This window comes from Collinsella aerofaciens (genome assembly GCF_039752775.1).
Taxonomy (GTDB): domain Bacteria; phylum Actinomycetota; class Coriobacteriia; order Coriobacteriales; family Coriobacteriaceae; genus Collinsella; species Collinsella aerofaciens_R.
In genome coordinates, this window is the sequence record NZ_JBDMGT010000001.1 from 1 (window position 1) to 26,105 (window position 26,105).

Consider the following 26,105-nt stretch of genomic DNA (forward strand, 5'->3'; position numbering starts at 1 on the left):
AAGGCCTGGCGTTAGCATGTCGCGATTCAATCTCGAAAACAGCATTGCCCAGTTGACAAAACTATAGGAACACCCCCATTAGCTGCAATTCCAAGCTAGTTAGCACTTTTGGACTCAGATCGTCATACTGAACAAGAATTTGAGTTGAGTTTTCAGGGACAGATGCGCCATCGGCACACCAAAAACAGTCACCAATATCGATAAAAGGGATGCTCGAGCGCGTGAGGGCCCGTGCAAAAGTGCTTCCGCCCGTTCCACGCTCCGCAACCACGATACAGTAAAGGCCCGCGTCTGCATGCTCGATCGAGACTTCCCCTGCCGGAAACGCCTTCCGCACAAGCGCCGCCAGGCCATCGCGCGCCTCGCGAGCGCGCACGCGCACGCGGTTCACATGTCGCTCGTAATCACCCGATTCCAGCAAACGAGCCAAAGCGACCTGGTCAACAGAGCTAACCGACGAGGCGTAAAAACCAAGGTTGCGCCTAAACCGCTCCATTAGCTCATCGGGCAACACCATGTACGCTAGACGCAACGCCGATGACAGGCTCTTCGAAAACGTGTTGGTGTAAATAACCGACTGGGCGGCATCGATCGATGCGAGCGCAGGAATCGGCTTGCCAGCAAGGCGAAACTCACAATCAAAGTCATCTTCGATGAGATACCGACCTGGTCGCTCGGCGGCCCAGCTCAGAAGCGCATAGCGACGCGCAATGCTCGTCACAAGGCCGGTCGGATACTGATGGGACGGCATCAGGTGAAGGACATCGGTCCCGCTTTTCTGCAGAGTGCTCAAGTCCACGCCCTCATCATCCAACGGGATATGTCGAACTTGGCAGCCCATAGCCTGATAGATACGCGTCAGACGCAAATAGCCCGGATCCTCAACCGCATACACCTTGTCCGCGCCAAGCAACTGAACCAACATGGTATCGAGCAGCTGGGCGCCCGCACCGATAACGATGTTGTTGGGGTCGACATTCATACCCCTTGTCCCGTGCAGATGGTGAGCAATTGCGCGTCGCAGCCGAGCAGTGCCCTGCGCCGGTGCGGGCGAAAAGATTTCGCGCTCGTCTTCGGATGCCAGCGTCGCCCGTAGCGCGCTTTGCCAAAGCCGCGCCGCCTCCAAAGCAGAAGGAGAAAGCGCATCGAATCGCTCGACCTGTCCGTTGACATCATGCACGCTGGGGCCCACAGAGACGGCATCTCGGTCGATGCCCTCCGCAGCCGAAGCCAAAACCGGTGCATCCGGAAGCTCGCAAGCGTAGTAGCCACGACGTGGTATTGAGCAAATATAGCCCTCAGCGAGTAACTGGCTATATGCATTCTCGATGGTAATAACACTGATTCCCAGATGACTGGCAAAGGCGCGCTTAGACGGCAAATGCTCCCCCGCCACAATGCGTCCAGCTACGATATCATCTCGAATTTGCTGGTAAACATACTCATAGAGCGATGCTTCGCCGCGTTTTTCCAAATTGTAGTCAAGCATGAGCCTATCACCTGACCTTATTAAGTCATTCAATCTGGTATTAGTCTGACCTTGTAATTATCTCGAAAACTGAGTATTTTGTCATACCCAGCTCCCCGATAGGATGTTCCGTCAAGCAATGCACATGCCAACCAAGGGAGCAACCATGGCAGAACAGAACAGCAAGGCCGACCGCGTCAAACTCAATCGCGAGCTCGCGCAGATGCTCAAGGGCGGCGTCATCATGGACGTTACCACGCCCGAGCAGGCACGCATCGCCGAGGAGGCAGGCGCCTGCGCCGTCATGGCCCTCGAGCGCATCCCGGCCGACATCCGTGCCGCAGGCGGCGTCTCGCGCATGAGCGACCCCAGGATGATCAAGGGCATCCAGGAGGCCGTCTCCATCCCCGTCATGGCCAAGTGCCGCATCGGTCACATCGTCGAGGCGCAGGTCCTGCAGGCCATCGAGATCGACTACATCGATGAGTCCGAGGTTCTCTCCCCTGCCGATGACGTCTATCACATCGACAAGACCCAGTTTGACGTGCCGTTTGTCTGCGGCGCCCGTGATCTGGGCGAGGCGCTGCGCCGTGTTGCCGAAGGCGCCACGATGATTCGCACCAAGGGTGAGCCGGGTACGGGCGACGTCGTTCAGGCCGTGCGTCACATGCGCAAGATCCAAAAGCAGATCCGTGACGTTGTTGCCCTGCGCAACGACGAGCTCTTTGAGGCAGCCAAGCAACTGCAGGTTCCGGTCGAGCTGGTGCGCGAGGTCCATGCCACGGGTAAGCTTCCCGTCGTGAACTTTGCCGCCGGCGGCGTAGCGACCCCCGCCGACGCCGCGCTGATGATGCAGCTGGGCGCCGAAGGCGTGTTTGTCGGCTCGGGCATCTTTAAGAGCGGCGACCCCGCCAAGCGCGCAGCCGCCATCGTCAAGGCCGTGGCAAACTTCACCGATGCCAAGCTCATTGCCGAGCTTTCAGAGGACCTGGGCGAGGCCATGGTGGGCATCAACGCCGACGAGATCGAGATTATCATGGAAGAGCGCGGGCGCTAGTCCAGCAGAAAGGATCGCACATGAGCGATTATGCAGACCAAACGGTCGCCGTGCTGGCGGTCCAAGGCGCATTTGCCGAGCACGAGGCAAGACTATCCGAGCTGGGCGCGCGCTGTATTGAGCTGAGGCAGGCGGCTGATTTAAAGCAGGACTTTGACCGTCTGGTACTTCCCGGCGGCGAGTCTACCGTTCAAGGGAAGCTGCTAGATGAGTTGGGCATGCTCGAGGAGCTTCGCACCCGCATTGTTGAAGGCATGCCCGTCCTGGGCACCTGCGCCGGCCTGATTCTGCTGGCTCACGACCTTGCCGCCCATGACGATAAGGGCACGCCGCGCCTGGCAACCATGGATGTGCTCGTTGAGCGCAATGCCTACGGCAGGCAGCTCGGCAGTTTTCGAACCAAGGGGCAGGTAGCTGGCATCGACGGTGAAGTGCCGCTGACGTTTATCCGCGCGCCCCGCATCGTCGAGGTCCACGGCGACGCAAAGGCCTTAGCGAAAGTCGACGGCCGTATCGTCGCCGCGCGCCAGGGCAACCAGCTCGGCGTAACCTTCCACCCCGAACTCGACGAAGACACCCGCCTCCACGAAATGTTTCTACAAATGTAGGCATCGACTGTAATGGACGTTCTTAAACGACTAGTCAAACAAGAACGTCCCCAACGACTATCTTTTAGCAGGTCTGGATCATGGCAATGCCGATGTTTTGGCACCGACAGCGAGCGCCTACCAGAGCGAACAAATTGGCATGAAAAGAGGACGGCATAGACCTTCTGGTCATGCCGTCCTCTTTGAATGACAAGTTGTCGCTCTGGTGGGCGCGCAGCGTCAACTAGTTACGCGGTTTGGTAAAACCGCGTAACCCAACTAGAAGCGGTTACCGCGGAAGCCGCCACCGTTGCGGCCGCCACGGTCGCCACCGCGACCGCCGCGGTCGTTACCACGGTTGCCGCCGAAGCCGCCACGGTTGCCGCCGCGGTCGCCATAGCCACCACGGTTGCCACCAAAGCCGCCGCGACCGCCACGGTCGCCGCCACGGTCACCAAAGCCGCCACGGCCGCCACGGTCGCCACCGCGACCGCCGCGGTCGCCACCACGGCCACCACGATCGCCAAAGCCGCCGCGGCCGCCACGGTCGCCGCCACGGCCACCACGGTCGTCACGGCCGCCGCGAGGACCGCGATCCTCGTCCAGGCCCATGGCGACGAGCGGAGCGATAACCTTATCGAGAGCGGCCATCAGCTCGGTGGCCTCCTCGTAAGAAAGCTCGGGCAGGAGCTTCTCCTTCTTGTTGGCAAGCTCGACCAGGCCCTCAGCGGCATCCTCGGCGGCGAAGACAACAATCTTGCGCATATCGCCCTCGGCGTCGTCGATGCGGCCGACCAGATCGGCAGCCTCGGCCTCGGCCATCAGGCCATCGAGCTCACGAAGGCGCATGCCCAGCAGGTCGGACATTTCCTTCTGCTCCATCTTGGGCTTGAGGTCAAGAAGCTTGATGGCGCGCTCGATGTTCGCCATGCGCTCGGCCTTGGCCTCCTCCTCCTTAGAAATAGCAAAGCGACGGCTACGCAGCAGGCGGGCGGCCTTCTGCATCTTGTCCATCAGCTCTTCGTCATCGTAATCAACGGCGGCCTCGACAACCTCGGCCTCCTCCTCGGCGGAAACCTCGTCAGCAGCCTCAACCTCGGCAGCTTCGGTCTCCACGGTCTCGACTGCCTCGACCTCGGCAGTCATGGTCTCGTTCTCGGTCTCGTTCATGATCTCTTCGTTCTCGGACATGAGACTCCTTCTTGGCCCTCTCGGGCATCATCGCCCCATTCGCGGGGCCCGTCGCGCACTCTTTGCGCTTTAAACATTCATGCCTCTCGGCAAAACGTCCATTAGTTTATGGTGTCGCCATCTAATCTAGCTGCAGAATCTATGTGCACACATTAATGCGACATGTGTGACTCGCGACGAGCGTACACCAGCGACGCCACAAACCCGACCACGGCAATCACGGCCGCCACGCGCACGGCAGTTGCAAATCCAATCGCCTGGGCAACGTCGGTCGCAGCGCCAGCCGTGCCGGCAGTCGCTGCAGAACTCGAGAGCAGGCCGATAAACAGGGACGGGCCAAACGATGCGGCAATCATGTTCCACGTGTTGAGCAATGCCGTTCCGTGGGGATGCTCAGCGGCAGGCAGCGTCTCCAAGCCGGCCGTCTGCGAGGGGCTCAGCACCAAACCGACTCCGGCATACACTACAACGGTCAGCGCCACGACGACGCCGATGTTCATGCTTGCCGCCGTCATCGAGATGGCAGTCTGCCCCACGGCAATCAGGGCAAAACCGACCGGCAGCAGCGGCCATGCGCCACGGGCGTCCATCACGCGTCCGCCCACAATCGAGGTCACGGCGTTGCAGGCAATCGCCGGCAAAATGAGCAAGCCCGCAATAAGTGCGGTCATGCCGTATGCGCCCTCAAAATAGAGCGGCAACAAAACGCTCATCGAGAACGTCGTCATCATCGACACCACCACAAGCAAACACGCAGGCCAAAAGCGAAAGCTCGCCATGGGACGCACGTTAAGCACCGGATGCTCGAGCTTGAGCTGACGGGCCGCAAACAGGCCGAGCAGCACAATGGCGGCGAAAAGCGCCACGATGCCGGCAATCAGATTGGTCGAGAACTCGCCTACGGAATACACAAATGCCGTAATGCCGGCGGCGAGCAAAACAACCGACAGAATATCAAGCGTGGTGTTCGAGCGCTCTCCGACATTCTGAACAAGCTTAACGCCCGCTGCAGCGACCACAATGCCGCCCACCAGCGGCACTACGAACACCGCCCTCCAGCCAAATAACGTGCACATAAGACCGCTAATCACGGGTCCAAACGCCGGTCCTAGCGTAATGCAGGCGCCGCCCAGGCTCAGATACAAACCGAGCTTCTCGCGCGGGGCGCAAGACAGCACCACGTTCATCATGAGCGGGAACAAGATGCCCGATCCCGCAGCCTGCAAAATACGACTTGGCAGCAAAACGCTAAACGACGGAGCGACCAGGCACAGGACTTCGCCGGCGACCATGCATCCGCATGCGAAAAACAGCAGCTTGCGCGTCGAGAAACGGCCGGACAGGAAGGCCATGATGGCCGTAAAAATCGACGTCACGATCATGTAGCCCGAGACGAGCCACTGTGCCGTGGTGGCACTCACCGAAAAGGCTGCCATAATGTCGTGCAACGCCACGTTAATGATGTTCTCGTTAAACGCGGCAACAAAGGCTGCAATATACATTACGACGAGAATCGCCGCAGAGGCCGATGGCGTTACTTGAACTTGTTGCTGAGATTTGCTCCCCATGCATTTCCTTCCTCTTGGAACGACAGTCGCATCGCCCCAGAGGAACGGTCCAGGGCGAAAAATGAGCCCTAGACTTACGCCAGACGCCGTACACGACGAATCTGGCAACATGGTCCAACATCGAAAGATTGTAACGCGGACGCACAGCTTTCCTTCCGCGCTATTATTAAAAGTCCACGAAAGCATAAGACATGAGGAGCCCGCCATGATTAAGCCCATCATGAAATCCGAGTTCTTTTTGCGTCTGCCTTCCGAAGACGCGGGACCCGACGATGCCGCAACCGGGCAGGATCTCCTGGATACACTCCACGAGCATGAGCGCGAGTGCGTGGGCCTCGCCGCCAACATGATCGGCGTGCGCAAACGCATCATCTGCGTAAAGGACGGCAACAGGACACTCCTGATGTACAACCCTCAAATTCTTGAGCAGGTCAATGCCTATCAGACGAGCGAAGGATGCCTCTCGCTGACCGGCGAGCGTCCCTGTACCCGCTATCGCCGCATTAAGGTTGAGTATTTGGACGAGAACTTCGTTTACCGCATCAAAAACTTCTCGGGCTACACCGCCGAGATCATCCAGCACGAAATCGACCACTGCAATGGCGTCGTGGTTTAGGCCACCTGCCAAAATGAGGGTACCGGAGGCCTCCCTATGGATATCAGCCGCTTTGGCGAATTCGCCATCTTAGCGCAGTCACGCACGTTTCTTGATGCGGCGGAACTGCTTTTCATGTCGCAATCAACCCTCTCCAAGCACATCATGGCAATGGAGCACGAACTCGGCTGCAAGCTCATCGATCGAAGCCAGCGCCACGTAACACTCACCGCGCAAGGTGAAGCGCTCCTCCCCTATGCGCAAAAAATTGCGACGCTTCAGCACCGCTATCTTGCCGCCATTCAAATAGGCGCAGGTGAGCCGCTCGAGCACCTCACCGTAGGTTCTATCCCCATTATGGCCCCTTATGGGATCACGGACGCCGTCATCGATTTTCAGCAGGCGAACCCCTCATATTCTGTTGAGCTCATCGAGGGCGAGGGCGACACACTCAAGCGTATGCTCCTGCACGAGGACATTGACCTGGCCTTCATCCGTGACAGTGGCGCCATCGAGCCGGAGTTCAAAAAGATTCCCTTTACGACTGACCGGCTCGTGGCCGTCCTTCCGCTCGACCATCCGCTCGCCGAACGTGACACCGTCGAGATAGACGACCTTATCGACGAGAATTTCCTCATGCTTCCCCAAGGCTCGTTCGTAAGCGAGCTCGTCCTTTCCCTTTGTCGCGAAGCTGGATTTGGCCCACGCGTTACGTTCACCGGCAAACGAGCCGAGAACATCATCTCTCTTGTCGCACGCGGCGCCGGCGTCTCATTCCTCATGCGCAAGCCGGCGGAATCGCTTGCCAGCGGAAAGGTAGCCCTGGTGCCGCTTGAGCCCGCGACGACCTCCGAGGTCAGGCTCTACCTCAAGCGGAACGCCGCGCACTCGCAGGCGGTCGTCTCGTTCATCGGCTTCCTCCCCTACCGTCAGCTCCTGCAGGGCGACCGTGCGTCTTCCACCGCGGCACGACCGTCATAATCCCCGCTGCTCCACAACCGCAGACTTGTGTCCGCAAACACGCTGACAACGGCACAAAACACAAATATGCCTCGGGCGGCACGTCGCCGTCCGAGGCATATTTAGTTAAAGTGCGCAGACAGACTAGTCCACCGAGATGTTGAGCGCCTTACCGCCCTCGTCCTTCCTGGTACCGATCGCCATAGCGGCGACAAGAGCCAGAACGAAAGCGACCACACCGGAGATGACAAGGCCGATAAAGCCCGTGTCGATGCCGGCAGGGTTAATAAAGCTCGGGAAACCGAGCGGGCCGGAGGCACCGAAGGCATAGAGTTTGGCACCCATGAGGCCGGCAATGGCGCCGCCTACACCAGCGGAAATAAAGGTTGACCACATAAGACGCTTACGCGGCAGCAAGATGGCGTAAAGCGCAGGCTCGTTGACACCGAAAATCGAAGAGACAAGGGCGGGAATGTTGACGGCAGCATTTTCCTCGGAGTCCTTGGTTCGGATGACCATGCCAAGCACAGCACCGGCGATGGCACAACCGCCTGCATACACGAGCGGGTTAATGAGGTCATAGCCGTAGGTTGCGACATCGAGAAACCACAGCGGGATGATACCCCAGTGCAGGCCGAACATGACGAGCAGGCTCCAGAACGTGCCGATGACAAAGCCGGCGATGGCGGGCTGGAAGTTGATGAGCATCAAGATGATCTGGGCAACGATGTTGGAGAGGACCGTCATGACCGGACCGACCACAAGCAGGCCAAGGATGCCGCAAATGAGGAGCGTCAGGATGTTGGAGAAGAACGAGCTCACAAGCGCGGGCAGCGCGTTAGAAAGGGCCTTGTGCACCTTGGAGGCAATCCAGACGATAAAGATCGCAGGCAGAATCGTCGATGAGTAATTCTGCATGATCAGCGGGATGCCAAAAATATCACCGTAGACATTGGACTCGAAGACCGTGCCGGCGCCGAGCGTGTAGAGCGGATCTCCGCCCATAAGGGCAACGAGCGTCGGGTAGACAAGGATACCACCGAGCGCCATTCCCATAACGGGCTTAAGTCCGAACTTCTTGGCCGACGTCCAGCCAATGATTAGCGGAAAGTAATAGAAGACCGAATCTCCGATTGCCGAGAGCGTCACATACGTATTGCTGTCCTTGGCAAGCCAACCGGCAACCGTGCAGAGCGCGAGCATCGACTTGATAAAGCCACCGGCCATAAGCACGCCAAGAACCGGTTGCAGAATCTCGGAGATGATGGCCAGCAGACGCGAGAATGGATCGCCCTTTTTGACGTCGTCGCCTTCATCGATATCGAGTGCGGGTTTGGAGTCGAACCCGCCAATCTGAACAAGGTCGTTGTAGACGGCCTCGACAGTGGCACCAATCACGACCTGATACTGTCCGCCGGCCTGGATGACGTCAACGACGCCCTTCGTCGCCTTAAGCTCATTGGTCTGGGCGAGCGATTCATCCTTGAGGTGGAAGCGGAGACGCGTAATGCAGTGGCTCACGTCTAACACATTGTCTCGACCACCGACCTTTGTGATGATTTCATCGCAAAGCTTCTGGTATTTCATGGAATTCTCCTTTTTCTGAGCGGGGTATAGCATCGATTTCATGCCTCCGTAGTCGACGTGGGAGGGCAAGGAACCCGCTTCCCCCTTTGAAATCCGCGGACGCACGTACGCCCGGGATGGGAAACGGCAGAGAAGATGGAAGATGCCGATCACATGGCAGCGAGCCTCATTGGCCCATGTCACGCAATCAGGTCTACAGACGCGAATCTGCTGCGCCGAGAAGTCTCGTCGTCTGGCAGAACTTGTCACACAGACGTTCCGGTTCGCCCTGGGGAATCTGAGTACGCTCGGTCTCAAAGGAGAGGCCGTACTCGCGTGCCGGAAGGAAATACTCGAAATAGCCGTTGGTGTAACCGCAAACTATTCCCTCGACCGGGCATTCGCGCTTCATGCGAATGCCCAAGTCGCTGCCGAGCTCACTCGGGAACACAAAGAGATGCAGGCCGCCCAAACTGATGACGACACACTTAAGCGTGAGCGAAAAGTCGTCATGGGCAACGGTGTGATAGAACGTCTGAGGCTCGATGCGGTCGAGAACGACCTCGCGATCGAGCTTGATCTGGGAAATCGCCTCGGCAAGACCGGTCGAAACGCGCTCGACCTCGGGAATGCCGCGTCCCTGACGAAAATTGCGGTCGCTACAGTCGCCAGCAGCACCGACGACCATGGCCGGATAGTAACCAAGACTCTGAGCGAGCTTTTTGCCGGTAAGACCGGCGAGTTCGCTCGTGAGCTCCGTGCAGTCGGGTCCGACACAGGCAGAATGCACCGCCCAGTTCACAAAGCCCGCAAATGGCTTGCCTTCGGTATCGAAGAACGATACGACAATGACCTCATTGTCGGCGAGTTCACCTGGGATGATGCGGTTGTCGTAGAAACCGGTGATGACCTGCTTGCCCAAGCGACAAATCGCGGGCTGTGCGTTGGCGCGGCACTCCTCAAAGCATTGGCAAATGGTATCGAGGAACCAGCGGTAGTAGTTCTCGTCGAATTTTCCCGTCCACCAGCTGCGGTGGTAAGCGACGATTGAAGTATGGTCGTGCGTCGCCGAGAGCAGGACGCAATCACGGTCAATGCCGTAGCGCTCGGCGAGCATTGTCTTGACTTCCTCGGCCATGCTTTCCTCGAATTCGAGGACATCGGCATTAAAGAGAAACACTTCACGTTCGCCTTGCTGGAAGAGGATGGCGTTGGCGAAGACGTCGTCATGGACGCCTGTCGCAGGCTCAAGACGGTTGGGAAGATTGCGGTAGCCAATCAGGTAGATGTCGCCCTGTGGGGTGATTTTGCGGCGCGCGTGTCCAATGTTCATGCACGTTCTCCTTCTGTGTCACGCCGCATTCAAGGCGGCAATGATGATTTCGACGAGGCGCTCATGGGATCCGGCGGCAAAACCGGAGTTCATGGCCTCATAGGTGATCTTTTCGTACGCGTCGGGAGCCGGTAGGTACTTCTGTCCGCCGTTGACGAGCGTGGCAAAGAACACAGAGCCGGACCGAGCGGCGCGCACAGTGGCGCCGAATGCACTCGAGACCTCAGGTTGTACGCCGACAAGCTCGACGTTTCCCAGCCGGAGCAGATAGACCCTCGTGCGCTGCTCGCCAGCGGCATGAAATTCATACGTTCGGTGCGGAGCCAAAGAGTGAAAATCGGCGCGTGTCTGAGCGGGCAGAAAAACGTCGACCGTGCGGGCATCGATGCCGGTGGCGTCATCCTCACGCGCCATGCGAGCGGCCTCAATCAAAGCATCGCCCAAGGCCTGCCCCTGCTGGTGCAGCATGCGGTATCCGTCTTCATGGGCATCGACCGTCTGCTTAACGCCGGCCGCATCGAACATGACGTTCATGGAGCGCTCCGCCGGACCTTGGTCGCCCGCGGCGCCTGGCAGCAACAGGGCAACGCCGCCCAGCTCGCGCTCGAGTGACATGGCGGCAAAACCAAAGAGGTCTCCGCTCGCCATGTGCCTCCCCTCGGAGTCGCGCGACCCATCGAGCACGGAGGACTGAACGTCCGCCGTCGCGAGCACGGCAACATACTCGCCCCCGGCATCCCTTATGGCGAGTACGGGCATCGTGTGGTCGGCAAACCCCCTGGGATTCGAGCCCAACCACCAGCCGGCAGGCGTCTCAATGTCGCGATTAACGTTCACGGGGCATTCGCCCTCCACAGTGGCGAGCGTGGCAGAGCGAATGCCCGCAACAGCGCGCTCGACAGCCGTGCGGGCGGCAGCGACGAGCGCTGCGCGATAGCGCTCGTTGCGGTTGCGGGCAGCATCGTCGACAAGATGCCCGGGAGTGCGGACGTGAGGCATGGAAAACGTGTGGGTAGGAACCACCCAAGAATAAGCACCGCTGCAATTGGCGGCATCCTCAACAACCTCACGCAGATCGGCGAGTAGAGCCGGAGCGATCGAGGTGACCTCAAGCGAAAGGACGCAGGCGCGTCGCCCCGTCCCCTCGATGATAAGGGCACGGGCGAAGACCTCATGACGGAGTTCGTCGAAACCGTCGAACGGCAACACGTCCCCAAGATCGATGGCCACACGAGCGGCCCCAGCCCTCATCTCTCCTTCGTCCATGGCAGATACTCCCCTCTGATTGCCGCTCACTCGACACCGTACAGTTGCTGCGCCGTACCGCCAAGCACAAGGTCGCTGTCTGTATCGCTCAGATTTGCAGCGCGAACGCAGGCGACACCCTCGGTGAGCCACTCGCGTTTAACGGGATAGCTCGTGCCAAAAACAATATGGTCTGCACCCAGCACGTCAACCGCGCAGGCAAGGAGTGTCTTGCCCCAAGGCTGAGCATGGGACATGTCGAAATAGATGTTGTTCTCGAGGCGCCTGGAAACGGTCTCGGTATCGACCTGAAAACGGCCAGAAGCATCAGGGCGCTTGGGACCATGAGGCAGCAGCATCTCCTTGAACGCAAAGTATGCGCCGCCGAGCATGGAGTGGACCATCTTGATATTGGGGTAGCGCTCAAAGAAATCGCCAAAGATCTCTCGGCCGATCGCCGTAGTTTGGTCGACGCAGCGGCCATAAGAGCGGCGAAGGTTGTCGTACGCGAGAAGCGATTCGTTCTCGACCGGCACGGGAACATGGTGCACGTAAACGGTGACATGGCGTTCGTTCAGGTGCTCGAAAAAGCTCGAGAAGACCTGGTCGTCGAGATAGCGCTTGCCGTAGTGAGCGCAGAGCTGCACACCCGCAAAACCATCGTCGAGCCTGCGATCGAGCTCCTCCAAATTCGCTTTGGTGCCAAAGGGCGGCACAGCGACAAGCGGAATCAAACGGCCACTTGACGCCTTCGCGTCAGCAGCCATACCGTCGTTGAAACGCCGGCACATCTCGAGCGACATCCACTCGTGACAACCGGGGAGCTTGAGGATCGCCTTGTCGACCCCCGCCTCATCCATATCGGCCAAGCGCTTCTCGAGGGTGTAGTCGCCCTCAATGTAGTTAAGACCCGGAGAACCGGCGGGCATCTCGATCACGATCTGTCGTTTGCCGGCGGAATTCATGGTCAGATAGCCTTCGGTGTCATAGGCGCGGGGTACCTCGGCCAAAAACTGTTCGCAGAGCGTCTCGTCATGAAAGATGTGCTCGTCGAACCAGTAGGAATTTGCATCGATAATCATTGGTTGGAACCGCCTTTCATCTTGTTGAAAACATTCTAGAAAAGCAGGTACCCGGACATCAATTCCAGCTTAAGCCCACTGTATTCCATTTTGGAATAGAACTTACCGCTCACACGCGAACCTCGCCCGCTCAACGAGACAAGCGCTAACAGCACGGGCTTAGACAGAAAACGGTCGGCCCGCATCCGTTGCGGGCCGACCGTTTCATTACAGGCTACCTTTGCCGTTACGCCTGGCGGTAGTGATCGAAGAAATCGGCGAGGTCTTCGAGGGACTCTTTGAGCACTTCCATGCGCGGCAGGTACACGATGCGGAAGTGATCGGGCTCGGCCCAGTTAAAGCCGCCGCCGCGCGTGATCAGAATCTTCTTCTCGTGCAGCAGGTCGAGGGCAAACTGCTCGTCATCGGTGATGTTGAACTTCTTAACATCCATCTTGGGGAAGATGTAGAACGCCGCGCGCGGCTTGACCACCGAGATGCCGTCGATCTTGTTGAGCGCCTCATACACAAAGTTGCGCTGCTCGTAGACACGGCCGCCGGGACGGATGTAGTCGTTAACCGACTGATGGCCGCCGAGCGCCGTCTGGACGATCGACTGAGCCGGCACGTTGGAGCACAGGCGCATGTTGGAGAGCATGTTGATGCCCATGATGAAATCGCTCATACAGCGCTGGTTGCCCGAAAGCACCATCCAGCCAATACGATAGCCCGCGATCATGTGCGACTTGGAAAGGCCGCTAAAGGTGACACAGGGCAGATCGGGAGCGAGCGAGGCAATGGAGACGTGCTCGTAGCCGTCCATGCACAGACGGTCGTAGATCTCATCGGCAAAGATCATGAGCTGGTGCCTGCGCGCAACCTCAACGATGCCCTCGAGCACCTCGCGCGGGTAAACGGAGCCCGTGGGGTTGTTGGGGTTGATGATGACGAGGGCCTTGGTCGCGCTTGTGATCTTGGACTCCATATCCTCCAGGTCGGGATACCAATCGGCCTGCTCGTCGCACAGATAGTGCACGGGATGGCCGCCGGCAAGGGTCGCGCACGCCGTCCACAGCGGGTAGTCGGGGCTGGGGATCAGAATCTCGTCGCCATTGTCGAGCAGCGCGTTCATCGAAAGCTGAATGAGCTCGGACACGCCGTTGCCCGTGTAGACGTGCTCCATCTGAACGTTGGGCAGGCCCTTGATCTGCGAGTACTGCATAATCGCCTTGCGTGCAGAGAACAGGCCGCGCGAGTTGGAATAGCCTTCGCAGTCGGGCAGCTGCTGGCGCATGTCCTTGATGACCTCGTCGGGCGTGCGGAAACCGAAGGGCGCCGGGTTGCCGATATTGAGCTTGAGAATACGCTCGCCCTCGTCCTCCATGCGGGCAGCCTCGTCGACGACGGGACCGCGCACGTCATACAGGACGTTATCAAGCTTAGTGGATTTAGAAAAAGTACGCATGGTGGTGCTCCTTGGAATTTGAGCTGAGGGATGGGGTTCGGGCTTGGAAACGTTACGGGGCGATGATGCCTCGCCTTGATCGGCGTCACTGGCAAGCAGCCAGGTAACATCGACCTCCAAAATGCGGGCGAGTAGCTCTGCCACATCGCGCCGCGGGATCGTCTTGCCGCTCACATATTGGCTCATCTGACTCTTGCCGAGTTTTTTGCCGAGCATCTCCGATGCGCGGATTACGTCCGACTGGCGAACGTCGCGATCGGACATAGTCTGTCGCAGGCGATCGCCAAACGTCTCTTGGGCCACTAGAACCTCCTTGCTGGCAAAGTTCAATTTATAGAACACGAATTGAACCAAGGTTCAATTTAGGCAGCAGTATAACGCGGCACCTCATTCGAAAGTTCAATTTCATAAGAAAATGCACCGGACTCTGAGATTTGCCCAAAGCGGACAATGACGCGCACACGTTTAGAGGTATTCGAGGAAACGGGCGGTAGCAAGCGAAACATCGGCCGTGCGATATATCGCGTTGATCTGCCGATGAGGACGTCCCTCGAGCGGGCGCACGGCGACATCGAACTGACAGCGCCGCAAGATGAGCGCCGGAAGAATGCTCACGCCCAGGCCGTCCTCGACCATAGCCATAATCGCATAGTCATCCCAGGTCGACAGCTTAGAACGCACCGCCAGGCCCGCGCGGCGAAACAGCGGCGTAATCTCGTCGTCGCTACCGCGTTCCAGCAGAATAAACTGCTCGTTTGCCAAATCGGCAAGGGAAACGACCTCCGCGGTGGCAAGCGAGGAGTCCGCTGGCACCACGGCCATCAGCTCGTCTTGCACCAACGGCCGCGACGCCATGCCGGTGCCGCGTGGCTCGCGCGGGATAAAGCCCAGGTCGCAGCGGCCTTCCGCCACCCATTGCTCAATCTCTGAGTAATCACCCATCAGCAGCTCGTAATCGACATCCGGGTGATCGGCGCGAAACCGCGCGATCACCGGCGGCAACACATGGGTCGCCACACTCGAAAACGTACCGATACAGATCTTGCCACGCATGAGCCCTCGCATCTCGTCCACGCGTCGCTGCAGACGGCCAAACTCTTCGCATAACGCCTCGACCGCCGGCATGACCTGCCGCCCGTCGGCAGAAAGCACTACGCCCTCGCGGCTTCTATCGAGCACTTTAAAGCCCCAATCGGCCTCAAGATCGGCCACCATACGGCTCACGCCCGACTGCGAATAGCTTAGCCGCTCGGCGGCGCGCGTAAAACTGCCGGCGCGTACGGTCTCGAGCAGCACCTGCATCTTTTGGATATTGGTCTCCACGGCACGTCCCCACCTTTGCATGAGTTTTTCTCATGCTATCCATGCATTATATTCGCTTTTCTTCTAAAGCCAGTTCACCCATAGTGAACATGCTCGGATATAGAGGGGATGTCAGCGCATGAACAACGGACTGTTTGCGTACTTAGCAGCATTGCTATTGTTTGGCTCCAACGGCATCATCGCCGCCGCCATCGCGCTGCCGAGCTCCGATATCGTGCTACTACGCACGTTTTTGGGCGCACTCTCGCTTGTCACCGTCCTCGCCATCACCCAACGCCATAAGTTGCAGGCGCCATCTCGCCCCCGCGAAGCCGCAGCCCTCCTCCTCTCGGGAGCCGCGCTGGGCGCCAGCTGGATTTTTCTGTTCCGCGCCTACCAGACGATCGGCGTCGGCGTATCCTCGCTGCTGTACTACTGCGGCCCCATCATTGTCATGGCGCTCTCCCCGCTCATCTTTGGCGAAAAGCTGACCGGAGGCAAAATCGCCAGCTTTATCGCCGTTGCTTGCGGTGCTTTTCTCATTGCAGCGCAAGGTCTAGGCGGCAATATGCCCATTGCGGGTATCGCCTGCGGCATCGCCTCGGCATTTTGCTATGCGCTGATGGTCATCGCTAGCAAGGGTGCGCCACACATCGAAGGCCTCGAGAACTCCACGCTCCAGGTGAGCGCCGCCTTTGTGACCGCACTGGTCCTCACGCTCATCACGCAGGGCGCTCCCTCGTTCCTGTCCGCCGGCGTCGCCGCCAGTATTGATTGGCACGCCGTCGCTATGCTCGGCGTCGTCAACACCGGCATTGGTTGCCTGCTCTACTTTAGCGCCGTCGCCAAGCTGCCCGTCCAGACCGTCGCCGTCGTCGGCTACCTCGAGCCGCTTTCGGCGGTCGTGTTCTCGGCCGCCCTTTTGGGTGAAGCCATAACACCGGTCCGCCTGCTGGGCGCCGCGCTTATCATCGGCGGCGCGATTTTTTGCGAACTCGCCGGCAAACGCGCAAACGCCAAGGCTGGCATCGCCCAGACAGTACGTGCTTAAAAAGCCCCTGCTTTGAAATGCTACCTGCGTAGATAAATAATCCCCAGCTGAGGATTATTGTCTAAAATAACCCGATGTGCCAAACTGCTCTTGTATGTATAAAGACGGCATAAAGATTATCTGTCCTAGACAGATAACCGGATGTCAAAGGGAGTCCACGTGGCACACAACAAACTGGAGGCAAGCCCCCAAGACCAGCGTGGTCAAGGCGGGCACGGAGCCATCCCCCTCTCCGCTGGCATGCTGCTCGTAACGCTCGGCGTCGTCTATGGCGACATCGGCACGAGCCCCATGTACACCATGAAATCAATCGTCGCCAACAACGGCGGCATCGGTACCGTCAGCGAAGACATGATCTTGGGAGCGCTTTCGCTTGTCATCTGGACCATGACGCTCGTGACCACGGTCAAGTACGTGGTTATCGCCATGAAGGCCGATAACCACAACGAGGGCGGCATCTTCGCCCTGTTTAGCTTGGTGCGCAAAGTGGCGCCGTGGCTGATCCTTCCCGCCATGATCGGCGGCGCGGCGCTGCTCGCCGACGGCATCCTCACCCCCGCCGTCACGGTTACCACGGCCATCGAGGGCTTGCGCACTATCGAGTGGGGCCACGCGCTTTTGGGTGACGGCCAGACCAACGTAATCATCATCACCATCATCATTATCTGCGGCCTGTTTGCCATGCAGCGCGCCGGTACCTCGTCGATCGGCAAGCTGTTCGGCCCGCTCATGACGCTGTGGTTCCTGTTCCTGGCAGGCGCCGGCCTGTTCAACATGCTCGGCAACCTGTCCATCTTGCGTGCGCTCAACCCCATCCGCGGCATCATGTTCCTGTTCTCGCCCATCAACCACTCGGGCATTATGGTGCTCGGCTTTGTCTTTCTGTCGACGACCGGCGCCGAGGCCCTCTACTCGGACATGGGCCACGTTGGCAAGGCAAACATCTATGCATCCTGGCCGTTTGTTAAGGCGGCCCTTATCCTCAACTACCTGGGTCAGGGCGCTTGGCTGCTCGCCAATAACTCCAACCCCCAGATGCTCGCGATGGATATCGTCAACCCGTTCTACATGATGCTTCCCGAGCCCCTGCGCCCCTTTGCCATCGTGCTTTCGGCCGTAGCGGCCATCATCGCCTCGCAGGCGCTCATCACCGGCTCGTTCTCGCTGGTATCCGAGGCAACGCGCCTCAACCTTATGCCGCACCTGCGCATCCACTACCCCAGCGACACCAAGGGCCAGCTCTATATTCCGCTCGTCAACAACATCATGTGGGTCGGCTGCATCTTCATCGTGCTGCTGTTCCAGAACTCCGAGCGCATGGAGAGCGCCTACGGCCTCGCCATCACCGTGACCATGCTCATGACCACGACGCTTTTGACGAGCTATATCGCCGGCATCCTCAAGCACAAACTGGGTGCCTGCGTCTTCGCACTGCTCTTTGGCGCCATTGAGCTGTGCTTCTTTGCCTCGTGCCTCACCATGTTCTTTGACGGCGGCTATGTCATGATCTTCTTGGCCGCGCTGCTGTTTGGCCTTATGTACGTGTGGCGCCGCGGCACCGCCATCGAGCGCACGCAGACCATCCTGCTGCCCGTCTCCAAGTACATTGACCAGCTCGACCGCCTGCGCAACGACGAGACCTATCCCGTGCTTGCCGACAACCTGGTGTTCCTCACCAACAGCCCCGACCCGCTCACGCTCGACCGCGATGTGCTCTATTCCATCTTGGATAAGCATCCCAAGCGCGCCAAGGCATACTGGTTCATCAACGTGTACGTTACCGATGAGCCCTATACGCACGAGTATTCCGTCGAGACCTTTGGCACGGACTTCCTGTTCCGCGTGCGCCTGGACCTGGGCTTTAAGGTCAACCAGCGCATCAATGCCTACCTGCGCCAGATCGTTGGCGACCTGATGGCATCGGGTGAGCTGCCGCCGCAGCATCACACCTACTCCATCTACGAGACACGCGGCAACGTGGGCGACTTCCGTTTTTGCATGCTGCGCAAGATGCTCGCCCCCGAAACGGACATCAACCGCAACGACCACCGCGTGATGGCCATCAAGTACGCCGTCCGCCGCGCCTGCGGAAGCCCGGCACGCTGGTACGGTCTAGAGAACTCGGCCATCATCATCGAGTACGTGCCCCTCTTTGCCCGCATGCGCCCGGCAGTCAAACTCGTGCGCACCCAGGTGCCGCTCGAAGTTCAGATCGAGGAAGCCGAGGAAATGGAAGTCGACATCTTCTCGGACGACTTGGTCAACGGCAACGAGGCCGGTAGAAACATGAACGTCGATCCCACCGAGCTGCTCGAGAGCGTCGCCGATACGCCCGAACAGCAACAGCTCGACGGCCTCGAGAGCGAACAACTCAACGACGTCAACTTCTAGTGACGTCACAAATCAACGACAGCGGCCCTGCACCTCACGAGAGACGCAGGGCCGCTTTGCATTGCAGTAAAGCTAGCGGCTACGAACGGCGTGGCTCGGGAACCACGAGCCTATCGGAGCTCGCGCCCTCGGCATCCATCAGGCTCACGTAGCGAATCGACGGATCCCCATACATCGCGTAGTAATAATTGCCCGTGCGCGCGCTAAAGCATCCGGTGTAGATAGTCTTCTCGAACTTGCCATCGCCCATCCTGGACGCTCCCTCGATCATCACCACGCCCTCGAGCGAGCGGAACATGCGAACGACGTTTTCGGTCTCGCTCTCCTTTTGTGGGTAATTGGCATTGAGGTACGCCGCCTTTACAAAACGGCTCGGCGAATAGCAATCGCCCGGAATGCCGCGCATGCCGGCACCGGCTCCATAGGGCTTAAGCTCGGCGCCACGCCATGTCGCCGTCTGCGGAAAATCGCTTGTGGCGGTGATATAGGTGCGGAGGTTTTCCATGTGCCACGGGAAGGTGGGCTGATTGGCGAGGGTGTCGACCGGATCGCCGTATACATGCAGGCCGTCAGCCATCATCTCGACCACGATGCTACGCTGGCTGTCGCCGATAATCCAATGGAGCAGCGACACGCCCAGCCCCTCTCCGGCAGATTTGGCGACAATCACCGTATCGCGCAGCGCAGCCTCGACCTCATCGACCGTCGAGAACGTCGCTGCCACCCACAGGGGAAACTCATAGGCCGCGATATTGGTCTTGCCGTCGACAGGGTCCTCGGCATACTCGGCATAACCCGGGAAATTGAGACCCGCCACGGCAAGGCCTGCATCGTTGCCGCAATCGAAGAACATAGGGTAGTTCTTGTAATCGATGCACATACCGATCACCGCGTGTGCCGCTGTCGCGTCGTCGATAAACGAATACGGAATGTGAAACCCGCGCGGCATCACGCGAACCTGTTGGCCGTAGTCAAAGCTCCAGTCGAGATTGCGGCCCAGATACATGTGGCCAGAATTATCGGTAAATCGAATACTCGTACACATAGCGCCTCCTAGCTTTACGTTCTTGCTAATTTCATTGTCTCCAAACAAAAAGGCGCTAAACACAAAAGCCCGGACATGACAACAATGTCATGCCCGGGCCAAAAGAGACGAAGTGCGGTGCTTTGGTCCCCTTAGACCAACTTTCCAAGACAGTGGTCAATCATGTGTTGAATCATCTGCGCCTCGAAGCCCACAAAGTCCTGCTTGCGCTCGCGCATCTTGCCGTCGACGATCACGTCATAAGCGACCTTGCACTTGATATAGCGCGTGGACTTGGTGACCTCCTCGTGCGTCAGGCAGCTCTCCTCCATCTTGCTGGCACCCAGGCCAAACACCAGACGGGGGTTGTAGAGCACGTGGGGCTCGCCGGCGTCGTCCAGGTAGACGCAGACCTTCTTGGTAACGCCAATCTGGTTAGCGGCAAGGCAGCCGGCATCGTCGAGCGACTTGATGGTATCGATCAGGTCCTGTGCCACCGACTCGTCCTCGACGGTCGCAACCTCGCAACGCTGGGACAGAATAGCCTCGTCGTGGCAGAGCTCTTTAATCATACGTTCCTCCATAGGGGTCGTTGTAACTGCTTAAGTATACGGTACCCACACATTTTCATGCGAAAAATACCGTCTGTCTGCTACAAAGCGCCGAACATCAACATGCGAGGAACATCAGCCTTTCAAAGGCGATATAGTAGTTGAGTTCGTGTCAATCGGCCTAAACTCGGGGCCGAGCAAGGAAAGGGTATGCATGGACGAACTATTTCACGTCAGCGAGCGCAAGTCCACAATCGGGACCGAACTCCGCGCTGGACTGACAACATTCCTGGCGATGGCCTACATCATCGCCGTCAACCCCGCGGTGCTCTCGGGCGCTGGCATCGATGCGGGAGCGCTCGCCTGCGCCACCTGCCTGGGCGCCGGCATCATGACCATCTGCATGGGCATCTTCGCCAACCGCCCGCTCGCCTGCGCGTCGGGCTTAGGCGTCAACGCGATGATCGCTGGAATCACCACCACCGTCTGCGGCGGTGACTGGCACGTGGCCATGAGCGTCATCTTCCTCGAGGGTATCGTCATCTTGCTGCTCGTGCTTTGTGGCCTGCGCGAGGCCATCATGGACGCCATCCCGGTTGTCCTGCGTCACGCCATCTCGGTGGGTCTGGGCCTGTTCATCGCCATGATTGGCCTGTGCGATGCCGGCATTATCACCGCTGGCGCCGGTACACTCGTCGGTCTGGGCGACATCACCTCCCCCACCTTCATCGTCGGCATCATCTCCATCCTGGTGACAGTCGCCCTCGCCTGCCGCAACGTCCCCGGCTCGCTGCTCATCGGCATCGTCGTCGCCGTCATCGCCGGTATCCCCCTAGGTGTGACCCATGCTCCGACCGGTATCATCGCCCCGCTCGACTTCTCGAGCATCGGTGGCCCCATCGCCGACGCCGGCGGCGTGCCCGCCATCGTCAAGGTCCTTACCGACCCCGCGCTCCTCGTCATCTCGTTCTCGCTGCTCATGAGTGACTTCTTCGACACCATGGGCACCGCGATGGCCGTGGCCAAGCAGGGCGAGTTCCTCACCGACGACGGCAACGTCGAGAATATCAAGGAGATCCTGATCGTCGACTCCGCCGCCGCTGCTGTGGGCGGTTTCATGGGTGTCTCCTCCATCACCACCTTCGTCGAGTCCACTTCCGGCGCCGCCGACGGTGGCCGCACGGGCCTCACCTCCGTCACCACCGGCGTGCTGTTCATTCTCGCCGCGTTCTTCTCCCCCATCGTCACCATCGTTTCCAGCGCCGCCACCTGCGGTGCTCTGGTCTACGTCGGCTACCTCATGATGAGCGAGGCCTCCGAGATCGACTGGTCCGACGTGTCGCAGGGTTTCCCGGCGTTCATGATTGTCGCCGGCGTGCCCTTCACCTACTCCATCTCTGCCGGCATTGGCCTAGGCTTTATCGCCTACGTGATCGTCGCGCTCTTTAAGGGCGAGGCCTCCAAGATCAAGCCGCTCATGTGGATCGCAGCTCTCGCCTTCCTCGTCTACTTCTTCGTAGCGTAACGGCATAGTCTGCTAAAACAGAACACCAAAGCGCGGAGTCGCATCGAGCGGCTCCGCGCTTTTCTTTTAAAGCCAGGCAACGCACAGACGCGCGATGTTTTGCTTCCCAAGTTTTGGACATTTTGCCCTCCAAACGGCACTACCGCCGGCTACATCCTGCAGATATGCTGGGCTTAATCGCATAGGCCCTATGAGGATGGGAGTAACCATGGCCGCCTTGTTCACGACCCCCAATCGCAATGACAAAACCTCTGGAGCCCATTTTGTCGAGCCCGACGTGTGCCGTCGCACGCTGCTCGCACACGGCAGCTGGCGCCGCGTGACGCGCCGCATCGTCTGCGGCCTGGCCTGCGCGCTCACGGTGAGCTCGCTGCTCATGCCGAGCGTCTCGCTCGCGGCCGAGTGGGTGGACGTCGGCGGCGTCCGCCACGAAGCGGCCGCGGGGCCCGCGGGAGACGCCGCCGGCACCTGGAGCTGGGACGGCGCCGATGACATGAAGCTCAACGGCTATAACGGCGGCGCGATCGAGGCAGCGGGCAAGCTCAACGTGAGCTACGAGGGCGACAACATCGTCACTAACGGCGACGGCCGCGGCATCAAGGTTAAGGATGGCGCGAACGAGAACGCCGAGCTTAATATTCAGGGCGACGCGTCCAGCACGCTCAACGTGACATCTTCTCGTGACGCCATCACTTCCGTCGGCAGCATCAACATCGACGGCGCTGGCACTGTCAACGCCACGAGCACCGAGCACGATGCCATCGATGCCGGGGGCGATGTCACCATCAAGGGCTCGGGAAACGTTAACGCCACGGGCGATTCGGATGGCATCAGGGCCGACGGCAACATCACGATCGACAACAGCGGAACCGTCACCGCCAAGGCCACCGAGGATCAGGGTATCGATGCTAACGAGAACCTCATCATAAAGGGCGGCGGCAAGGTAGAGGCAAGCTCTATCAAAGACAATGCGATTTGGGCCGACGGCAACATCGAGATCTCGGGTGGCAGCCAGGTCAAGGCAAGCTCCGAGGAAGACGCCACCATCGACGGTAAAAACAGCCTCACGGTCACGAACGCTTCCCTCAACGCAAGTGGCGTTGGGTATGGCATCTATGTCTACAAGGGCATCACGTTCGATGGCGCAACCGTAACGGTCCGTGCAAGTGCAGGGAACGATGAAGCCAGCGCCCTCTTCACCGACGAGGACGACATCGTCATCAAGAACGGCTCGATCGTGGATGCGTTCGCAGAAGGCCAGTTCTCGACCGCAATCTTCACCAGAAACTACTACCCCAACGAAGCGGGTGGTCACATCTACATTAGTGACTCCGTTGTCAAGGCTATAGCCCGCTATGTCGAGTCCGGTAGCGACGGCCCCGATCACTACAGCAACGACCAAAGTGGCGCGGTCATTCCCGAGCATAGGGGCATGAACATCGGCATCTTTGCCCGGACCAAGGAGGGCATCACGCCCGCGACCATCTCGATTGTCCGCAGTAAGGTCACAGCTGAGGGAGACACGGCGGCAATCTTCGCCCTTGCCGTGAGCGCGGACGGCGAGACAATCGGCACCATCGAGATCGAAGGCGCTCCCATACAGACGCCCACAGGCGGCAAGATCATTGGCTATCGCAACAAGGAAGAACTCGATGACGGCATCTTCTACGTGGTGGGTCAAACCATCGGCACGGGCGACGCTGTGATCGACTCCCCCTATAACGAAGCTGTCGCCAAGAGCACGGTCATCGCGCCTCCCGAGGAGATCAAACCCGAGGAGAAGCCAGGCGAGACCAAGCCCGAGGGTTCCAAGTCCGAGGGCACGAAGACGACCAAGACCGTTGCAGTTGCAGCCACGGGAGCAAAGATCGCCGGCAAACTCGCAGCAACCGGCGACGCCTCGAGCGCAGCCATCGTGGCAGCCGCCCTTGCGGGAACAGCCGCCATCGCCGCGGGCGCCGTGGTGAGCCGCAAGCGCTCGTAAACACTTTTTCGCACGGGACGGGTGGATCGCGGCCCTTGCCTTCCTCGTCTACTTCTTCGTAGCGTAAGGGCAAGGCTGCAAAAGCTGAACAATAAAGCGCGGAGTCGCCATGCGGCCCCGCGCTTTTCTTTTAGCGCCGGTCCCTGCGCCGGCGTGCGGCCTATTTCTCCCCATTTTGGCCATTTTGCCCTCCAAACGGCACTACCGCCGGCAACATCCAGCAGATACGCTGAATCTAGTCGTATAGGCCCTATGAGAACGGGAGCAACCATGGCAGCCTTGTTCACGACCCCCAAACGCAATGACACTACCGCCGGAACCCATGTTGCCGAACCCGACGTTCGCCGTCGCATAGGACTCGCGCACGGCAGCTGGCGCCGCGTGACGCGCCGCATCGTCTGCGGCCTGGCCTGCGCGCTCACGGTGAGCTCGCTGCTCATGCCGAGCGTCTCGCTCGCAGCGGAATGGGTCAAGGTCGGCGGCAACAAGTACAACACCGCGGCGAGCGACGAGGCCGGTACCTGGTCGTGGGACGGCGCCGACGACTTGAAGCTCAACAACTATAACGGCGGCGAGATCCAGGCCGCAGGCAAGCTCAACGTGAATTACTCGGGAACCAACATCGTCACTGCCGAATGGATCGAAAGCATCAACGTTTCTCATGGCACTAACGAGAATGCCGAGCTCAATATCCAAGGCGACGAGGGCGGCACGCTCAGCGTGACATCTACTGAGGACGCTATCCTCACCACGGGTAATATCAACATCGACGGAGCCGGATCCGTCAACGCCACGAGCACTGGGTTTGATGCCATCAATGCCGGAGGTGATCTCGCTATCAAAGGTTCGGGCAACGTCAACGCCACGGGTGCATCGGATGGCATCAGGGCAAACGGCAATATCACGATTGACGACAGCGGAGCCGTCACCGCCAGGGCTACCAAGGACAAGGGTATTGGAGCCGACAAGAACCTCACCATCAAGGGTGGCGGGACGGTCGAGGCAAGCTCAGCCGATGGTGAGGCCCTTTGGAGCGGCGACAATATCAACATCTCGGACGGCAGCCAGGTCAAGGCAAGCTCCGAGGAAGACGCTGCCGTCGAGGCCAAGGGCAGCCTCGCAGCCACAAACGCCTCCCTCAACGTAAACGGTGTTGAATATGGCGTCTATGCCCACAAGGGCATCACCCTCGATCATGCAAACGTGACGGTCCGTGCAAGTAAAGGCAGATACGGTGGCGCCAACGCCCTCTTCACCTACCAGGACGACATCGTCGTCAAGAACGGCTCCACCGTGGACGCGTTTGCGGAAGGCGAGGTTTCGGCTGCATTCTCCACCAGAAACGATCGACCCAACGAGAAGGGCGGCCACATCTACATCAGCGACTCCGTTGTCAAGGCCATAGCCCGCTATGTCGAGAACGGCGACGGCCCCATCCCCTACAGCGAAAACCAAGATGGCGAGACGAGGCGCGAACCCCAAGGCGAGAACATCGGCATCATCGCCCAGACCAGCGAGGGCGTCACACCCGCAGTCATCTCGATCATCCGCAGCAAGGTAACGGCCGAAGGAGATACAGCGGCAATCTTTGCCCGTGCCATGAGCGCTGACGGCAAGACAATCGGCACCATCAAGATTGAGAACGCCGCCATCCAGACGCCCGAAGGCGGCAAGGTCATTGACTATCGCAAGCTCCGTGACGGCATCTACGAGGCAGGCCAAGCCATCGGCACGGGCGACGCCACGGTCGACTCCCTCTATATCAAAGCGGTCGCCAAAAGTACGACCATCGCACCTCCCGAGGTAGCCAAGCCGGAAGACCCCAAGCCCGACGAGACCAAGCCCGCAGAAAGCAAGCCCGCGGAGTCCAAGCAGAACCCCAAGCCTGAGGGCTCAAAGCCGACCAAGGCCGTTGCGGCTTCAACCACGAAAGCCAAGACTACCGGCGTGCTCGCGGCAACCGGCGACACCTCGGGTGCGGCCATCGTGGCAACCGTCCTTGCGGGAACAGCCGCTATCGCCGCAGGCACCATGGCGAGCCGTAAGCGTTCTTAGACGCCTCTGCGCACATGGCAGCTCCCGCGAAGGCCCCGAGCCCCAGCACCGTTTAACAACGCCACCGCCGAGCTCCCCTCCGGCGGTGGCGTTTTCCATATGCGTCCGCAGGGGATGCACGAGATT

Annotated in this window: 20 protein-coding genes; 9 read left to right on the top strand and 11 right to left on the bottom strand. The window is 59.4% G+C overall.

The window, feature by feature from the left end:
* Positions 1-61 precede the first annotated feature (61 nt).
* Positions 62-1,489 carry a MocR-like pyridoxine biosynthesis transcription factor PdxR gene (gene pdxR, locus ABHR63_RS00005; protein WP_346964563.1) on the bottom strand — a complete coding sequence of 476 codons (1,428 nt, stop codon included), beginning with the start codon at positions 1,487-1,489 and terminating at the stop codon, positions 62-64.
* A 145-nt stretch (positions 1,490-1,634) separates the two neighbouring features.
* On the opposite strand from pdxR, the gene pdxS reads away from it, so the two are divergent.
* The gene (gene pdxS / locus ABHR63_RS00010) at positions 1,635-2,525 is read left to right on the top strand and encodes a pyridoxal 5'-phosphate synthase lyase subunit PdxS (RefSeq protein ID WP_138111889.1); all 891 of its coding nucleotides are present in this window, start codon (positions 1,635-1,637) and stop codon (positions 2,523-2,525) included.
* A gap of 20 nt (positions 2,526-2,545) precedes the next feature.
* Positions 2,546-3,133, top strand: a complete 588-nt coding sequence (pdxT, locus tag ABHR63_RS00015; RefSeq protein ID WP_195569138.1) for a pyridoxal 5'-phosphate synthase glutaminase subunit PdxT — start codon at positions 2,546-2,548, stop codon at positions 3,131-3,133.
* 258 nt (positions 3,134-3,391) lie between these two features.
* Here pdxT and ABHR63_RS00020 read toward each other — a convergent pair whose 3' ends face one another.
* Positions 3,392-4,303, bottom strand: coding sequence for a hypothetical protein (locus ABHR63_RS00020; RefSeq protein WP_148331268.1), 912 nt, complete (start codon positions 4,301-4,303; stop codon positions 3,392-3,394).
* Between the two features lie 152 nt (positions 4,304-4,455).
* Positions 4,456-5,871 (bottom strand): MFS transporter, encoded by a 1,416-nt coding sequence (locus ABHR63_RS00025; RefSeq protein WP_346964564.1) that lies wholly within the window; start codon positions 5,869-5,871, stop codon positions 4,456-4,458.
* 205 nt (positions 5,872-6,076) lie between these two features.
* Between ABHR63_RS00025 and ABHR63_RS00030 the strand changes: the two genes are divergently transcribed.
* On the top strand, positions 6,077-6,487 hold the full coding sequence (locus tag ABHR63_RS00030; protein ID WP_346964565.1) for a peptide deformylase: 411 nt from the start codon (positions 6,077-6,079) through the stop codon (positions 6,485-6,487).
* Positions 6,488-6,523: 36 nt separating this feature from the next.
* Complete coding sequence (locus ABHR63_RS00035; RefSeq protein ID WP_138341146.1) at positions 6,524-7,447, top strand: LysR family transcriptional regulator; 924 nt, start codon at positions 6,524-6,526, stop codon at positions 7,445-7,447.
* Positions 7,448-7,570: 123 nt separating this feature from the next.
* Here ABHR63_RS00035 and ABHR63_RS00040 read toward each other — a convergent pair whose 3' ends face one another.
* The 6 genes from ABHR63_RS00040 to ABHR63_RS00065 form a co-directional block, all read right to left on the bottom strand.
* Entirely contained in the window at positions 7,571-9,013 is a 1,443-nt protein-coding gene (locus ABHR63_RS00040) for a PTS transporter subunit EIIC (RefSeq protein WP_161115319.1), read from the bottom strand.
* 193 nt (positions 9,014-9,206) lie between these two features.
* Positions 9,207-10,325 (bottom strand): neutral/alkaline non-lysosomal ceramidase N-terminal domain-containing protein, encoded by a 1,119-nt coding sequence (locus ABHR63_RS00045; protein WP_161115318.1) that lies wholly within the window; start codon positions 10,323-10,325, stop codon positions 9,207-9,209.
* Between the two features lie 18 nt (positions 10,326-10,343).
* Positions 10,344-11,591, bottom strand: coding sequence for a hypothetical protein (locus ABHR63_RS00050; RefSeq protein ID WP_161115317.1), 1,248 nt, complete (start codon positions 11,589-11,591; stop codon positions 10,344-10,346).
* Between the two features lie 26 nt (positions 11,592-11,617).
* Entirely contained in the window at positions 11,618-12,652 is a 1,035-nt protein-coding gene (locus tag ABHR63_RS00055; protein WP_035137023.1) for an amidohydrolase family protein, read from the bottom strand.
* A 226-nt stretch (positions 12,653-12,878) separates the two neighbouring features.
* Complete coding sequence (locus tag ABHR63_RS00060) at positions 12,879-14,360, bottom strand: aminotransferase class I/II-fold pyridoxal phosphate-dependent enzyme (RefSeq protein WP_346964656.1); 1,482 nt, start codon at positions 14,358-14,360, stop codon at positions 12,879-12,881.
* Between the two features lie 201 nt (positions 14,361-14,561).
* Positions 14,562-15,440, bottom strand: a complete 879-nt coding sequence (locus ABHR63_RS00065) for a LysR family transcriptional regulator (RefSeq protein WP_346964566.1) — start codon at positions 15,438-15,440, stop codon at positions 14,562-14,564.
* Between the two features lie 97 nt (positions 15,441-15,537).
* Here ABHR63_RS00065 and ABHR63_RS00070 point away from each other — a divergent pair, with 97 nt between their 5' ends.
* Positions 15,538-16,449, top strand: a complete 912-nt coding sequence (locus ABHR63_RS00070; RefSeq protein WP_346964567.1) for a DMT family transporter — start codon at positions 15,538-15,540, stop codon at positions 16,447-16,449.
* A 141-nt stretch (positions 16,450-16,590) separates the two neighbouring features.
* Entirely contained in the window at positions 16,591-18,840 is a 2,250-nt protein-coding gene (locus tag ABHR63_RS00075; protein WP_138111865.1) for a KUP/HAK/KT family potassium transporter, read from the top strand.
* 79 nt (positions 18,841-18,919) lie between these two features.
* Here the strand turns inward: ABHR63_RS00075 and bsh are convergent, their stop codons facing one another.
* Both bsh and ABHR63_RS00085 read right to left on the bottom strand, forming a co-directional pair.
* Entirely contained in the window at positions 18,920-19,885 is a 966-nt protein-coding gene (gene bsh / locus ABHR63_RS00080) for a choloylglycine hydrolase (protein WP_138111862.1), read from the bottom strand.
* 131 nt (positions 19,886-20,016) lie between these two features.
* Positions 20,017-20,436, bottom strand: a complete 420-nt coding sequence (locus ABHR63_RS00085) for a peptide deformylase (RefSeq protein WP_117746174.1) — start codon at positions 20,434-20,436, stop codon at positions 20,017-20,019.
* A 193-nt stretch (positions 20,437-20,629) separates the two neighbouring features.
* On the opposite strand from ABHR63_RS00085, the gene ABHR63_RS00090 reads away from it, so the two are divergent.
* The 3 genes from ABHR63_RS00090 to ABHR63_RS00100 all read left to right on the top strand — a co-directional run bounded on the left by ABHR63_RS00090 (position 20,630) and on the right by ABHR63_RS00100 (position 25,979).
* Positions 20,630-21,940 (top strand): NCS2 family permease, encoded by a 1,311-nt coding sequence (locus ABHR63_RS00090; RefSeq protein ID WP_138111859.1) that lies wholly within the window; start codon positions 20,630-20,632, stop codon positions 21,938-21,940.
* Between the two features lie 208 nt (positions 21,941-22,148).
* Positions 22,149-23,924, top strand: coding sequence for a carbohydrate-binding domain-containing protein (locus tag ABHR63_RS00095; RefSeq protein ID WP_161145036.1), 1,776 nt, complete (start codon positions 22,149-22,151; stop codon positions 23,922-23,924).
* Positions 23,925-24,194: 270 nt separating this feature from the next.
* The gene (locus ABHR63_RS00100; RefSeq protein WP_161115311.1) at positions 24,195-25,979 is read left to right on the top strand and encodes a carbohydrate-binding domain-containing protein; all 1,785 of its coding nucleotides are present in this window, start codon (positions 24,195-24,197) and stop codon (positions 25,977-25,979) included.
* Positions 25,980-26,105: the final 126 nt, after the last annotated feature.